Annotated in this window: 11 protein-coding genes and 2 pseudogenes; all 13 read right to left on the bottom strand. The window is 60.6% G+C overall.

Annotation, left to right across the window (positions count from 1 at the left end; genetic code table 11):
• Positions 1–9: 9 nt before the first annotated feature.
• The gene (gene traD, locus ACEN42_RS40545; protein WP_371884003.1) at positions 10–1,881 is read right to left on the bottom strand and encodes a conjugative transfer system coupling protein TraD; all 1,872 of its coding nucleotides are present in this window, start codon (positions 1,879–1,881) and stop codon (positions 10–12) included.
• Positions 1,878–3,278, bottom strand: a complete 1,401-nt coding sequence (locus ACEN42_RS40540) for a TraI domain-containing protein (RefSeq protein WP_371884002.1) — start codon at positions 3,276–3,278, stop codon at positions 1,878–1,880. Before ACEN42_RS40540 ends, traD begins: the two co-directional genes overlap by 4 nt.
• Entirely contained in the window at positions 3,275–4,267 is a 993-nt protein-coding gene (locus ACEN42_RS40535) for a type IV secretion system protein (protein WP_371884001.1), read from the bottom strand. The genes ACEN42_RS40540 and ACEN42_RS40535 overlap by 4 nt, the downstream gene beginning before the upstream one ends.
• A gap of 23 nt (positions 4,268–4,290) precedes the next feature.
• The gene (locus ACEN42_RS40530) at positions 4,291–5,124 is read right to left on the bottom strand and encodes a type VI secretion protein (RefSeq protein WP_371884000.1); all 834 of its coding nucleotides are present in this window, start codon (positions 5,122–5,124) and stop codon (positions 4,291–4,293) included.
• Positions 5,082–7,133 carry a VirB4 family type IV secretion system protein gene (locus tag ACEN42_RS40525; protein ID WP_371883999.1) on the bottom strand — a complete coding sequence of 684 codons (2,052 nt, stop codon included), beginning with the start codon at positions 7,131–7,133 and terminating at the stop codon, positions 5,082–5,084. Before ACEN42_RS40525 ends, ACEN42_RS40530 begins: the two co-directional genes overlap by 43 nt.
• A gap of 404 nt (positions 7,134–7,537) precedes the next feature.
• Entirely contained in the window at positions 7,538–7,801 is a 264-nt protein-coding gene (locus tag ACEN42_RS40520) for a conjugal transfer protein (RefSeq protein WP_053572942.1), read from the bottom strand.
• Positions 7,802–7,847: 46 nt separating this feature from the next.
• The gene (locus tag ACEN42_RS40515) at positions 7,848–8,201 is read right to left on the bottom strand and encodes a conjugal transfer protein TrbC (protein WP_371883998.1); all 354 of its coding nucleotides are present in this window, start codon (positions 8,199–8,201) and stop codon (positions 7,848–7,850) included.
• Between the two features lie 12 nt (positions 8,202–8,213).
• A pseudogene (locus ACEN42_RS40510) lies at positions 8,214–8,549 on the bottom strand (ATPase, T2SS/T4P/T4SS family); the annotation flags it as partial.
• Between the two features lie 35 nt (positions 8,550–8,584).
• Positions 8,585–9,073, bottom strand: a complete 489-nt coding sequence (locus tag ACEN42_RS40505; protein ID WP_371882818.1) for a hypothetical protein — start codon at positions 9,071–9,073, stop codon at positions 8,585–8,587.
• Positions 9,074–9,087: 14 nt separating this feature from the next.
• Entirely contained in the window at positions 9,088–10,611 is a 1,524-nt protein-coding gene (locus tag ACEN42_RS40500) for an IS66 family transposase (RefSeq protein ID WP_371882817.1), read from the bottom strand.
• 63 nt (positions 10,612–10,674) lie between these two features.
• Complete coding sequence (gene tnpB / locus ACEN42_RS40495) at positions 10,675–10,971, bottom strand: IS66 family insertion sequence element accessory protein TnpB (protein WP_371882816.1); 297 nt, start codon at positions 10,969–10,971, stop codon at positions 10,675–10,677.
• Between the two features lie 44 nt (positions 10,972–11,015).
• Positions 11,016–11,435: an IS66 family insertion sequence element accessory protein TnpA gene (locus tag ACEN42_RS40490; protein WP_371882815.1), complete on the bottom strand. Its 420-nt coding sequence runs from the start codon at positions 11,433–11,435 to the stop codon at positions 11,016–11,018.
• Between the two features lie 81 nt (positions 11,436–11,516).
• Positions 11,517–12,239: pseudogene (locus tag ACEN42_RS40485) on the bottom strand (ATPase, T2SS/T4P/T4SS family); the annotation flags it as partial.
• Positions 12,240–12,265 lie beyond the last annotated feature (26 nt).

Genomic DNA, 12,265 nt, shown 5'->3' with positions numbered 1-12,265 from the left:
GTTTTAGGTTTAGCCTTCGATGATGGGAATTCGACCCTGATACACGGCACCTCCCGAGATGCGCATGAAGTACTGCAAGTTCGGCAAGCTATGGAGAAGGCGCACCGGGATCAACGGCACCTTTTCGAGCTGAAGCGAACGCGATTGCGAGCCGCTGAATTCCAGTGCATGCGCCTCAGTCGTAGTATTCAAGCTATTTGAGACGTTCACCACGCGGATCGCGGTTTCACCGACCTTGTCGGAGAACCATTTAGCAGTATCTGAGTCCTCCAGTCTGAGGACTATCTGGTTGTTCAGGTTACCCAAAACCTGCAGCATTTTTGCTGCGTTTCCGAGTTTTGCTTCCAGGTCGGCGCGCGCCTGAAACGCGACAAACGCCTTGAACCCGGCGCCGCGTCCCTTGTTCAGGATCTGAATCACCTGCTCGTTGATGGCCTCGGCGATCTCGTCGATGATGAGCACGACGTCGGGCTTCTCCGCGTAGAAGTTATAGATCGCTCCGCACACCGCCGCGACGTCAGACAGCGCCATTGAGGCGATCGCCTTCTGAACGATGTTGTTCGACAGCGAATCCAGGCCCATGTAGAGGACCGCCTTCTGCTTGATGATCTTGTCGATGTCCCATATCTCACGCTCGTCCTCGAAGTCATCCGCCTTCGGCGCGAGCATCAAGCCGGTTTCGCCAGTCGCCAGCATCTGCAGCAGCGGCAGCGCCGAGGCGATGATCTTCATGTAGTGTTCGCGGTCGTGGGTGTGAGTCGCGATCAATCCGTCGATCGTCTCGTGCCCGCGATCGTGAGCAGCAAACCGGTCGAGATAGAGCTTGACCATCCCGTCGACCATTGACGCGTCGTTGCGGCGCTGCGCATCTTTGACCGTTGCCGTGACCGTCAACTCCTCCCAGTCCGCCAGCCCATTTTCGATGAAGAAGCGGCGCAGGCCTCGCTCCAGCAGGTTGGAAATCCCCGACTGCGCGTACTTTAGAATCGATCGCAGGTTGGGCTTGTCGCCGACGTACAGCTCGCCCTTCACGGCGCGGTCGATGAACAGAAACGCGAAATCCCGGAACTGGCCCTCCTCCATCAACTGTGCAATCCGCGACGGAATCTCCGACGGCTGCGACCAGTTTTCGAGCGGGTTCAGGCGAATCGACTCGTGCGGTTTGGCCTGATTGAAGTAGAGGAATTTGCGGCCGGTGCGGGCGCACTCCTTCTCAACGCGCTTTTTCCACTCGTCGTCGTTTTTGGGGTCGACAATAATCAGAACGTCTTTGGGGTTATGGATCACCTGCGTGGAGATGACTTCATACGTTCGGGTCTTGCCCGCGCCTGTTGTACCGGCCACGAGCGTGTGACCGCCCATTGCCTTGTAGTGAAACGGCACTTTCACCTTCTGCGGCTCCATGCCGTGGATCCACGATGATCCCTGCGGCATGAGGTCCCGGATGCTGTCGCTCGGTCCGAACAGCCGCTCGATGCGCGCCTCGACGGACCGACCGACTTCGGTTTTGGGCAGCCACTTGGGCAACGACGGAATATCCGTCACCGGCATCCGAAGTATCTCGTGCGCGATCTGCGTGTGCTTCTGCGTCCATTCGTAACCCGTGCCCAAGTACATCGAGTCCGCTTTTTGCCGCATCGTCTTCTGCGTGGCGAGGAGCTTGTCGATATGGATCTTGCTGAGCCACTTCGTGGAAATCGCCATGCGAAAGCTCAGCGCCTTCCAGATTTGCAGTGCGCGCATCGAAAGCAGCAGCACACCGGCCAAAGCGAATGCCCAGCCGTACGGCATCCCCGAGACTAGTATTCCAACGATGACCACCGGCCAGACGACGAATGGCCTGAACTCGTAGATGGGCCGGAAGTGGTTGACGTAGCTCATGCCGCTGACCGCTCCATGATTAGACGCCCTGCTCGCTCAACAATGCAGATATCGTTGCCATGAGCGCGCATGAGTAGCTGGCGCTTCTTAAGCTGCTCGACGAGCGTTTCGCTCGTCATGCCGTACGCGCCGACGAGGCGCTTTTGCACGGCAAGGCCTTTTTCTTCCCATGTGACCTTCGCTTTTCCCGATGCGACGTCGCCCGCCAGTGCCCTGAAGAATTCTTTCATCATCGCGGCACCCGGCCCCAACACCTCCGTCAGTTCCTCGTCTGACGGACCGGCTCGGCTGGCGCTGCCGCGGGCCGTATTGGTTGCCGCAGGGTCGACCGGCGCCGGGCGCTGCGGCGCGGGACCCGGGGCAGTAGAGGAGTCAGCCGACGCGGCGGTAGCGGCGGGTGCCTGGCTCCGCTCCAACGCGTCACGCAACGACTGCGACAAATTGGGCGGCGCTACGGGGACCTTCTGATCTGGCGAGTTGGATGCGGCGGCGCTCGGGGTCGCGGCCGCGCTGGTCGTTGCCGAAGCCGGGGCAGTCGAGGCCGGGGAAGTCGAGGGCGCCATGTTGCCGGTTGCCGACGCTGGCTGCGGACTTGGCCCGTTCGCGGACGTCTCACCGCCCGCCGGGGCCGCCGATTGAACAAACTGCGGCTCGAGTGCGAGGGCAACATGCACGGCGGACGGAACATCGTATTTGACCGGCGCAAACACCGCTTTCTGCGCTTTGCGCTCGAAGTCTACGGCAACGTCCATCGCCTGCCGTACCACTTTATGGACCAGCGGCTCGTACCCTTGCGGACTGCGCTCAGGATTGATCGCGTTGAAAAGGTCGTCCAACACCCCGGTGTCGAACCCGGAGAGCAGATCTGGCGCAATGACAGTCTGGGCGAACATCGCCGTGCGCATCCGCTCGTTCTTGAGCGGCGCTGCGCGCCGTTCCACCGTGTATTGGCCGCCGCCGAGCCACGCGCCAAACGCGCCGTGCGCCGCCGGATTCCACTTCGACCGGTCGGACAGGCGAATCATCTCGAAATGACGGAATGGCTCGTCAAGCAGAGAGCACGCAGCCGCCAAGAACACGGCATAGTTGTACTGCGGCTCCAGCCGCCGCCGCTTGTCGGACGTGAGGTCCGCGGCGAACTTCTGCGCACCGGCCAGCCGCATCGCATAAAACGTTGACTCAATTGTCGCGCGGAAAGCACCGCCCGGCTCACGGTGCAGCTCCGGCGTGAGCGGCATGGAGGAGAACCAGCTCGCGCAGCGGCGCAACACGGACACCCACTTCCGTGCGAATTCCGCTTCCGTGCTCTCATTGGCGCATTGGCGAACGAGTTCGATGCGCTTATGGTGCGTGGCGAACAGGTCTTCGATCGCGATAGCTTCGTGAGCGATTGTCATGGGATGAATTTGCTCGCCAGCTTAAGAGCGCCGGTACCGGTTGCCGTCGCACCGCCGCCGAAGATCGTTGCCAGCTTCGGAATTTCGAAGGACAGCAGCAGCACGAACACCGCCAGGTCGAAGACATACGCCCCGTTGACGGTGGTAGATCCGCCTACGTGCGTCGCCTTGCTTACCGCGTCTGAGATGGATGTCCCGACGAGCTTTATCAGGACGGCCACCACAACGGTGTACATCCCCGCGCTGATCATCCAATCCAGCCACTTCTTAAAATAGCTGCGCGTGTACGACGAGAAGCCGAGCGCAATCGCAATCGGGCCAAGGACGATACCGACGGCGGCCTGAATTTGGCCAATCGCGGTGTAATAAACGAAGATGATCGAGGCGAGAACCATGAGCATCCCCGCGAAGGCGAGAACGATGACATCGGTCAACAGCGCAGGAATGTCCCACAGCTTGACCGTCTTTAGCTTCGCCGTGAGCGCGTCGATGATGGTTCCCGCTAGGGAGGCCATCTGGGAGCCCACCGACCCGTTGTCGGAATTGCTGATATGTGCCGCCAACTGCTCAAACCAGGTCCAAAAGCCAGCCGCCGACGACGTGTAGCCAAGGTACAAGGCGACGAAGATGCCGAGGACCGCGACTTCCTCGAAAAAGTCGACCCATGCGGAAATCGGATGGTGCGTCCCGGCGAACCTCACTCCGACGAGAACTAACGAGATAACGCCCAGCCCCCAGGCGAACTTGTTAGCCTCGCTCATCACGTTGGAACTCGCATCCACTGCCGTCGTGACGACGTTGCCGAGCAGAACATGGATCTGCTGTGCGGCGCTGCTTGCCCCCTTGCTAAAGTCGCCGGCCTGGCTTGCCAGTAGTGCAGCCGAGCTAGTCGACGACGCAGGCACAGCGGGGGCCGCTTGCGCCATTGCGCGGCCAGAAGTAAAGCCGACGCAGCAGATCACCGCCAGAAAGACGAGGAGCGACCTCATGAGCGACATTGCTGATCGCATCATCATTGCCCCAGCACCTTCGACGATCCGATTTGAGCGTCGAATGCCGCGCGTTCTCTGTCCTGTTGCGCTTTCAGCGCCGCCTGACTCGCATTGTTCGCCTGCTGGTCCGCGACCGACGCCGAATCCTTGACTGCGTCGCTGCGCTGCTTTGCCGCCATCATCGTAAGAAGGTCGCTGTTCTGGCTGGAGATGATGTCGAGCATATGCGTGGTCAGCTGAGCCGTTGCCTGCATCGTCGGCGACATATTCAGTTGGTCCTGAATCTCCTGCCGGCGCTTCGCGAGCGTGCTCACATGCGAGATGACGTCGTTGCCCTGCTGGAAGAGTTGCTTGGCGGTCTTGTCGTTGTTTTGGAGCAGCGTGTTCTGGTCGGTGAACCACTGTTCCGGCGTCTTGCCCGACTGCGTGATAAGCGCCTGAACTTTGCTTGCGTATTCCGCGTTGTTTTGCAGCCCGCCGTACAGGTCCTTCAGCGCATCGGTGTATTTCGACAAGCTCGTGATGTCGCTGCTGATGCTGTTGAACTGCGCCAGCATCGCTGCAGGATTCAGGTTGGTCGCCTGCTTCAACTGGTTAAGCATCATCTGGTACTGATAGACGAGGTTCGAATCCTGATAAACCTCACCCTTCACGGCGGCCGCGGCGGTCATCGTGTTCTGAATGAAGTTGGACGCGTCGAACACCGGCATGTTTGCGTTGGCGTGTTGCACGAACCCCAGCGTCATAACGCTGGCGGCTGCGACGCAGCGGAGCAGTTTTTTCATCATGGCGATACCTTTAACTAATGCGTTCAAGCGTTGACGAGCACGTCGCGCACATAGTCCTCCCGCCAATGCGGGCTGCCTGACTTGACGTGCTTGTCGAGGAGCGCCTGCGCGCGACCGTCCGAGCGCAGGTAGGCAAGTGCCTCCTTCGGGAACTGCGCCTGCAGCATCCGGCTCTGCTTGGCCGTCACCCACAGGTAGTCGCGGTTGGGCACCGCGTCGGAAATCATCTTGATCTGGTGCTGCGTCAGACCGAATACGTCGCTGTACAGCCCTTGGTTGTTGATCGCGTCGCTGTTCGGCAGGTAGATGATGTTCGGGATGTTCTCTTTCAGAATCTCGAAGTTCGGCACGCGAGCCAGCTGGCCGAGCGACTGCGTGGCCATCAGCAGCGCCGCGTTGAGCTTTCGTATCGTCACCGCCCAGATTTCGAGGCGCGCGTAGAACTTCGGGTAGGTGAAGAAGAAGCCCGCCTCTTCAATCTCGATCACCGTGTAGCGCTTGCCGTCGAGAATCTGCGCGATCCGGTAGAACGCGTAATCCATGAACAAGGCGGCGGCGACCGGGAAGTTCTGGAACAGGTCGCCCATCTCGATCGACAGATCGTCCGAGATAGCAAACCCGTCTTCGGCGTGGTCGAAGAACTTGCCGTTCTTGTTGCCCTCGGTCCAGACCTGAAGGCGCTCACGCAGATCCGCTGGCAGCAGCGTGATCAGGCCGGAAAGACGCCACTTCTCGGGCGGAAAGCCGAGCGCCAACGTCCGGATGCGCTCGTAAATCTCCGTCTGCTGCTGCGGCGTGCAGGTGTAGTCCTCGCCCTCAATGGCGAGCTGCACCCAGTCCGCGACGTAGGACCAGTGCTTTTCATCGCCGATGAGCGAGAGCGGGTTGACGGAGGTTGCGGCCTCAAAACGTCCGGTTGCGTCAATGAACCGGCCACCCGCGAGCAACGTTGGGATGCGCGTCGAGCGGTCCTTGTCGAAACGGATGCGGCGCGCGCCGTGGCGCCCGGTCTGCGTCATCAGGTAGTTCAGGAACACCGACTTACCCGCACCGATTGGGCCGACGACCAGCGTGTGCGCCTTGCCGCCGGGATGATGCAGGTCGAAATACTGGAGCGTGCGATGGCGGGTGGGCAGGCAGGTGAGCGGCCCGGTTTTCGCACCGGACTGCTGCGTCAGCCATTCATTGACCTTCGAACCCTCGCCCACGCTGCAGAGCGGCGCAATGTCGGAGACGGCAGGTGTCTCAACGAACTGCAGGCGCTTCTGCTGGTCCCAGCGGCCCGGCAGCGTCGCGCTCCACGAGGCGAACAGGTTCGTCTTTTCCAGAATCACGCCAAAGCCCGCATTGCCGATGACGCCAACGACCTGACGCGTCGCGTCTTCGCATTCCTCGGGCGTGCTGCCGTAGACGACCACCGAAATATTGGCGAAGCCGTACTGCTGACCTTCGGCGTCAAGTTTCGCGAGTGCGTCGCCCGCCTCTTTCGCCAGAATCTCGCGACCCTCGTCGTTCTTCTGCTCTTCCTTCGTTGCCCACTGCTTAAGGATGGCAACCGGATTAAACGCCGCCACCTTGTAGAAGCCGCGGATTTTCTTGATGTAGGCACTTGCTCGCGAGGTGTCGAGGAAACGGAACATCACGCAGACGTCCAGTTCCGCGTCCACCTGCGAAAGGACGTCGAGCGCCGCCTCTTGGAAGCCCATCCATTCCTTGATGCCGATGATGCGGGCGTAGACTTTGCCGTGCGCCGATTCGAACATCAGCTCTGTCGCGCCGATCGTCACTTCCGTTTCAGTCAAGTGCGTATCCAGCATCGTGACCGGGTAACGGACGCGACGCTTGGGCGTCGACGGATTCGCTCGCTGATGCAGGAACGAGAGCACGTTCTGAAGTTGCAGCCGCTTCATCTTCAGGCGCGTTACACCCCCGACGAAGCCGTCGATCACCGACTCGAATCGCTTGATCTCATTTTGGATCTTGGTCAGGTCAAAGGCGAAGGCGCTGCGAGCGAGGATGGTGTCTTTCGCGGCTTCGAACATCGCGACGGCCAGATTCTTGCCGCCGACGGTCATGTGATAGCTGATCTTGTCGAAGATCCGCGAAATGCCGGTCTCGGGCGTGAAAGCGAGCGCCAGCGAATGCGAGTTCTTGAAGTATTTGCCGCTGCCGATGATCGCTTGATTGATCGCGTCGACGCGCGCGTCGGCTTCGGACGCGAAGTTGCCCTCGATGCCGCCGCGCACCCGCCGGTGTGACATTCGCCACCACGCAGTTACCCGGTGGTCAAAGTTCCGGCATGCATGGTCGAGGTTGTCACGCGCGGCCGTAATGTCGCCGGGATTCGGCGAATCCGCGTCGATACCTTCGAACTCGAACACAGTCAGGAGCGACCCGTCCTTGTTGAGCACCAGTTCGGGCGTGACCATCGTGGCCCACGGCGCGATCTCTTGCACCGCGCGCTTGGTGAACATCATCTTCAGCATGGAAGGTCCTGATCAAACCCATACGGGCGCTTGAAGCGCGCGCTAAAACGGCTGCTCGGCCCCGGCTCATAGACGTCCGGGTAGCGGTTGTACACCAACATCACGATTCGCCACCACGGGTCAGTCGAGCTTTTCCAGCGCAAGAACACATGCACCACCACGCCGACAAGGAGAAACCCCGGCGTCCAGCTCGTGTAGGTGAGCAGCGCCGTCATCGTCCCGTTGAAAATGGCGAGTCCCCGGTCTGCCCCGCCCATCTGGCGCGGCAGCGAAAGGCCCCGACTAACCTTGTGTTGACGCATATCAGCAGGCGTTGGCCATGTGGAAGTGGCTCTGCATGATCGGAACGGCCACCGACGCGATACCGAGGCCGACGAGCACCACCGAGAAGGTCTTCGCGATGTTGCTTTCCGAATTGGCCACCGCGACGCCGCCCAACGTGATGAGCACGATGCCGATGCCGTAGAGGTACGGGCCGCTGATCAGGTTGCTGATCGTGCAGATGATGTCGGTGAGGCCCGTCAGGTTCGAAAAATCGCCCCCAGCCATTGCCGCAACCGACACGACGCTCAAAAGTGCGCCGACCAGCATGGACTTGCCCGGACGCAGACGTTTTGCCACCGTCGCGGCTCTGTTGAGTACCTTCTTGCCCTTCATTTGATGCTCCCGTTAAAAAACGCGTTGTAGGTCGTAATCGTTGTTTTTGAATCCCCTAATTTCGAGGATTTCGGAGACGTGCCGCATCTCGCCGGTGCGCTTGAAATGCACGACGTAGTTGAAGCAGTCAGCGATGTTTTTGCGCATGTCTTCCAGCTCCCACCGCGATCCGGTCGGGATGCCTAGCATGGCGAGCGATTCGAGGCGGCTCAGCGCCGTGCGCCCGTTGTTTGCGTGGATAGATGCGAGGCCGCCATCGTGGCCAGTGTTCAGTGCCTGCAGCAGGTCATAGGCTTCGCCGCCCCGGACTTCACCAACGATGATGCGGTCGGGGCGAAAGCGCAGGGTATCCGTCAGCGCATCCCGTGTTGACAGGGCTTCAATCAAATATCGAGGATTTTCCGTAATAGACCGTACGAGACGCGCCAGTGTCCTTCGGAGTCTGTCACGGCGATCGACGCCGTTTTGGCGTTCAGCCTGACGACGGTGCCGACACGCTCGTTTAGATGCTTGTCGGTGAATCCCACGGTGTCGCCGATGAAGAACTCTTCGGGACGCGGGCGCGGTGGCGGCGCTTCCTTTTGAATTGGGGCTGCGGTGGCATCGAGGAGAATCGCCGCATACGACACTGCCCATCGGCGTCGAGTCACGTTGTCCTGTACGACCGCTTGCGTATGTCGCAGCTCGGTGATAGTGCCTTCCGAAGGGGGTCCCAACGGATTGTCACCGATGTATCTGACGGTCATGCCGATGTGCAGTCGTTGACGGACTTCGAGAATGCGTCGGGGGTCATCGAGCATTTTGCCGATGGTCAGATAGAGGCGATACAACTCGGCGCTGGGCGCCTGCCGAAGGGAATCCAGAATGTCCATAAATGTCGGGGTAGCTAGCGGGCAAGCGGCAGCAGTTCGTGCACGCGATTGACGGAATACGACGGCAACTTCTCCAGTGTTTCCTTCAGCCATGCATACGGTTCGAAACCGTTTAAGCGAGCCGTGCCAAGCAACGAATACATGGTGGCCGTCGCACGAGCGCCTCGCGGCGAGCCCGCGAAGGTCCAGTTGACTCTTCCAAGAGCAATCGGCCGGATTTGCCGTTCCAACGCGTTGTTGTCCGGTAACAGAACACCGCTCTCAGTGTAGCGAATCAGCGCTTGCCAATGACGTAGCGCGTAGCCAAACGCTTTGGCGAGCGGTGCCTGAGTCGGCAAACCGATGGCGTTGCCTTCCAGCCATTGACGGAACTTCGCCAGTACCGGCAATGCCTCCGCTTGCCGCGCCGCGTATTTGCGGTCAGGGGTCTGATGGTTGATTCGCGACTCAATGGCGTATAGCTGGGCGATCCATTGCAGCGCCTGTGCCGCGAGTCCCGGCTTGCTTTGGGTCTTGGCGATTTCAAAGAACCGACGGCGGCAATGCGCCCAACAACCGACCGCGATGATGTCGCCGGTTTCGTAGAGGGCCTCGTGCCCGCTGTATGCGTCGGCCTGCAAGTAGCCCTTGTAAGTTCGTAGGTAACCCTGCGGATGCGAGCCCGCGCGTGATTCAGCGAACTCGAACACGACCGCCGGAGGGTGATCTACCCAAACGCCGTTCTCCTCGCGTTGGCCCGCACCCAGATAGCCCCATAATCGAGCAGTGCGGGTGGTCTTGCGGCCCTTCTCAAGCAAAGGCAGTGTCGTGTCGTCGACGTGCATGCGCGGCGCCTGCAACTGATGCGCACGCAGCGGTGGCATAAGCGCAGCGAGCAATTCTGCTGCGGCCAGCTTCCATTCGCACAGCGTGGCCCGCGGCAGGTGAATGCCACGGCGCGCATAGCGCATCTCCTGCCGATTCAACGGGAGATGATCGACGTAGGTGTTGACCAGGATGTTCGCGAGCAGACTCGCGCTCGCGTTACTCTTGGGCAGCGGCGAAGGTTGAGCGCTCGCCGTCACGATGGTCGACTCGCCATCCTTCTTCGCTGCATACTTGAAACGGATATGTTCGATGACCGTGAGCCTTGATGGCTCGTAGTGCAGCGTCTCGCTACGCTCTTCGCCGATGCGCTCAAGCGCGTCGAATGCGGCCTTCTGCTCGTCGCTCAAGTCATATTCGATGCGCGTGCGTGGCAAGTCCTTTGGCAACGCGGGGCGTCCCTTCCGGGTGTGCCCCGTGACTTGAACCTTCGCCGGCTCGGGAGGAACGGGAATATCTAAGGCAGCGTCAAACAACTCGGCCTGACCCGCCAGGCGCTCAGAACTCGCGCCGAAGCGTGCGCGATTGAGTTGTGCGATCTGATGCTGAAGGCTCTCCAGTTGCTCCCACAACACGCATGCGAGCCGGTTCTGTTCGAGTGCGAAGGCTTGCAGCGCCTCGAGCTCCAGTGGCAGATCCCCGGCAGTGACGGCGGCGGGCAACATGTCAACCATGATGCCCAACTCTTGCGACGTTTACAAGCGTCGCCAGCCCAGAATTACGCGCGATTCAGGCGCTTACGCAACGCGCGTCACGGCGACGGCGCGATGAGGTTCGCGCGCCGGAATCTCTATACCTTCAAGCCATGCATTGAGCTCTGCGAGCGTGAAACCGCGCTGTGCCAATGCCGCGGGCGATGGAAAATGCCCAAGTTCGAGCCGCTTGTACCAAAGCGCGAAGCCGGTACGGTCCCAATAGAGACACTTCACCTTCTTGCGGTCACGGCCGACGAACACGAACAAGTTGCCTGAACTTGGCTTCTGCGCAAGCAGCGGTTCGACCAGATACGACAGTGTGTCGATCGACTTGCGCATGTCGACCGGCTCGCGGCATATGTAAGCTCGAACGTCAGCGGCGATCAGCACCGTGTACCGCCAAGCTGTCCGAGCACGAAGCGCACAATGCGCTCCGCATGCACGCCGCTCATTTCGATGCGAACGCCGGCGATCGATAAGGTGACGCGATCACGCGTTGACAACGATGACGTATCGGCCGACGCAGTTGATGGTGTCGCCGCAGGCTCACCTTCGAGGCGAGCGACGACAAACGCGGCGTCGGCCGTCACAGCCAGCGGAATCGTTGCAGGCGTCTCGCCCGTAAACTTCTTGCGCCACAACCCGAAAGTGCTGACGGCCAGGCCTTGTTCGCGGCAGAAGCGCCGAGTGCCAACGCCGCTCATCTTCCATGCTGCCACCATCTCTCGCCAGAACGCCTCGCCTTGGCGGGGGCGCCGAGCGCCCGTTCGCACGGCAGTTCTCCCCATCACGTCGTCGTCCATCGCACCACTCCAATCACCACGATGCCGAAACCTTCGCATCGTGCACTCGGACACTCAAGACGGGTTGCGCTGACGGATACAGCGCAGGCACAGCGCAACGAGCAGCTGCGTCGTCACGTTCGTGTCGGCATTGGAGAGCAGCCGCACGCGGTTGGGCACGTGCAGCTTCAATTCCATCGTGTCCTCGATGGAAATCACCCGCTGGTCGGACGGGATCTGTTCGATCAGCGCGTTGAGGAACGTGGTCTTACCTGCTGACGTGCCGCCGGCGACGAGGACGTTCTTGCGTGATTGGACGAGCGCGACGAGCGCGCGCATGAGCGCCTCGTCCTCGATGCCTTCCTCAAAGTGAATGGCTTCCGCGAACTCCGGCCGAGCATTCGCCGCAGAGAACGCCCCCATGCTCACGTAGTCCGAGAGCGTCAGCTTCGACTCCCGATGCTTCCGGATGCTCAGCGCGTGCCCGTCGATCGACGTCGGACTCATGACCGCTGCGATACGCAGGTTTTGATGGCCCGCGTTGATGATCCCCTTGTCGCTTCCCGCCTTCGCCGACTTTTCCACCGACGACGCGAGAGAATGAATTGCGCCCTCAAGCTGTTCCGGGCGCAGGTCGACGTTCTCGCGCGTCATCACGCCCCGACGCTCCACCCAGACGTTGCGGTAATCATTGATCATGATTTCCGCGAGGTCGGGCGCATCGAGCAGCTCGCGCAGCGGCGAAAGCGCATGGAAAAACATGCGCACGGCTTCCGCTTCGAGCGGGCGCAGCTTCAGCAGTGGGTTATCGGCAGACTCGGACACGCGATGCTCTGTGGGCGATCGAACAT

Source organism: Caballeronia sp. S22, assembly GCF_964261745.1.
Taxonomy (GTDB): domain Bacteria; phylum Pseudomonadota; class Gammaproteobacteria; order Burkholderiales; family Burkholderiaceae; genus Caballeronia; species Caballeronia jiangsuensis.
The sequence above is the reverse complement of the archived record's forward strand: the minus strand, read 5'-3'. Positions and strand labels throughout refer to the sequence as shown.

What these genes read in the sequence shown, in the direction of transcription:
- traD (WP_371884003.1), bottom strand. Translation starts at nt 1,881, where the DNA reads ATGAGCTACGTCAACCACTTCCGGCCCATCTACGAGTTCAGGCCATTC.
- ACEN42_RS40540 (WP_371884002.1), bottom strand. Translation starts at nt 3,278, where the DNA reads ATGACAATCGCTCACGAAGCTATCGCGATCGAAGACCTGTTCGCCACG.
- ACEN42_RS40535 (WP_371884001.1), bottom strand. Translation starts at nt 4,267, where the DNA reads ATGAGGTCGCTCCTCGTCTTTCTGGCGGTGATCTGCTGCGTCGGCTTT.
- ACEN42_RS40525 (WP_371883999.1), bottom strand. Translation starts at nt 7,133, where the DNA reads ATGACCGTCGGCGGCAAGAATCTGGCCGTCGCGATGTTCGAAGCCGCG.
- ACEN42_RS40520 (WP_053572942.1), bottom strand. Translation starts at nt 7,801, where the DNA reads ATGGGCGGGGCAGACCGGGGACTCGCCATTTTCAACGGGACGATGACG.
- ACEN42_RS40515 (WP_371883998.1), bottom strand. Translation starts at nt 8,201, where the DNA reads ATGAAGGGCAAGAAGGTACTCAACAGAGCCGCGACGGTGGCAAAACGT.
- ACEN42_RS40505 (WP_371882818.1), bottom strand. Translation starts at nt 9,073, where the DNA reads ATGGACATTCTGGATTCCCTTCGGCAGGCGCCCAGCGCCGAGTTGTAT.
- ACEN42_RS40500 (WP_371882817.1), bottom strand. Translation starts at nt 10,611, where the DNA reads ATGGTTGACATGTTGCCCGCCGCCGTCACTGCCGGGGATCTGCCACTG.
- tnpB (WP_371882816.1), bottom strand. Translation starts at nt 10,971, where the DNA reads ATGCGCAAGTCGATCGACACACTGTCGTATCTGGTCGAACCGCTGCTT.
- ACEN42_RS40490 (WP_371882815.1), bottom strand. Translation starts at nt 11,435, where the DNA reads ATGGACGACGACGTGATGGGGAGAACTGCCGTGCGAACGGGCGCTCGG.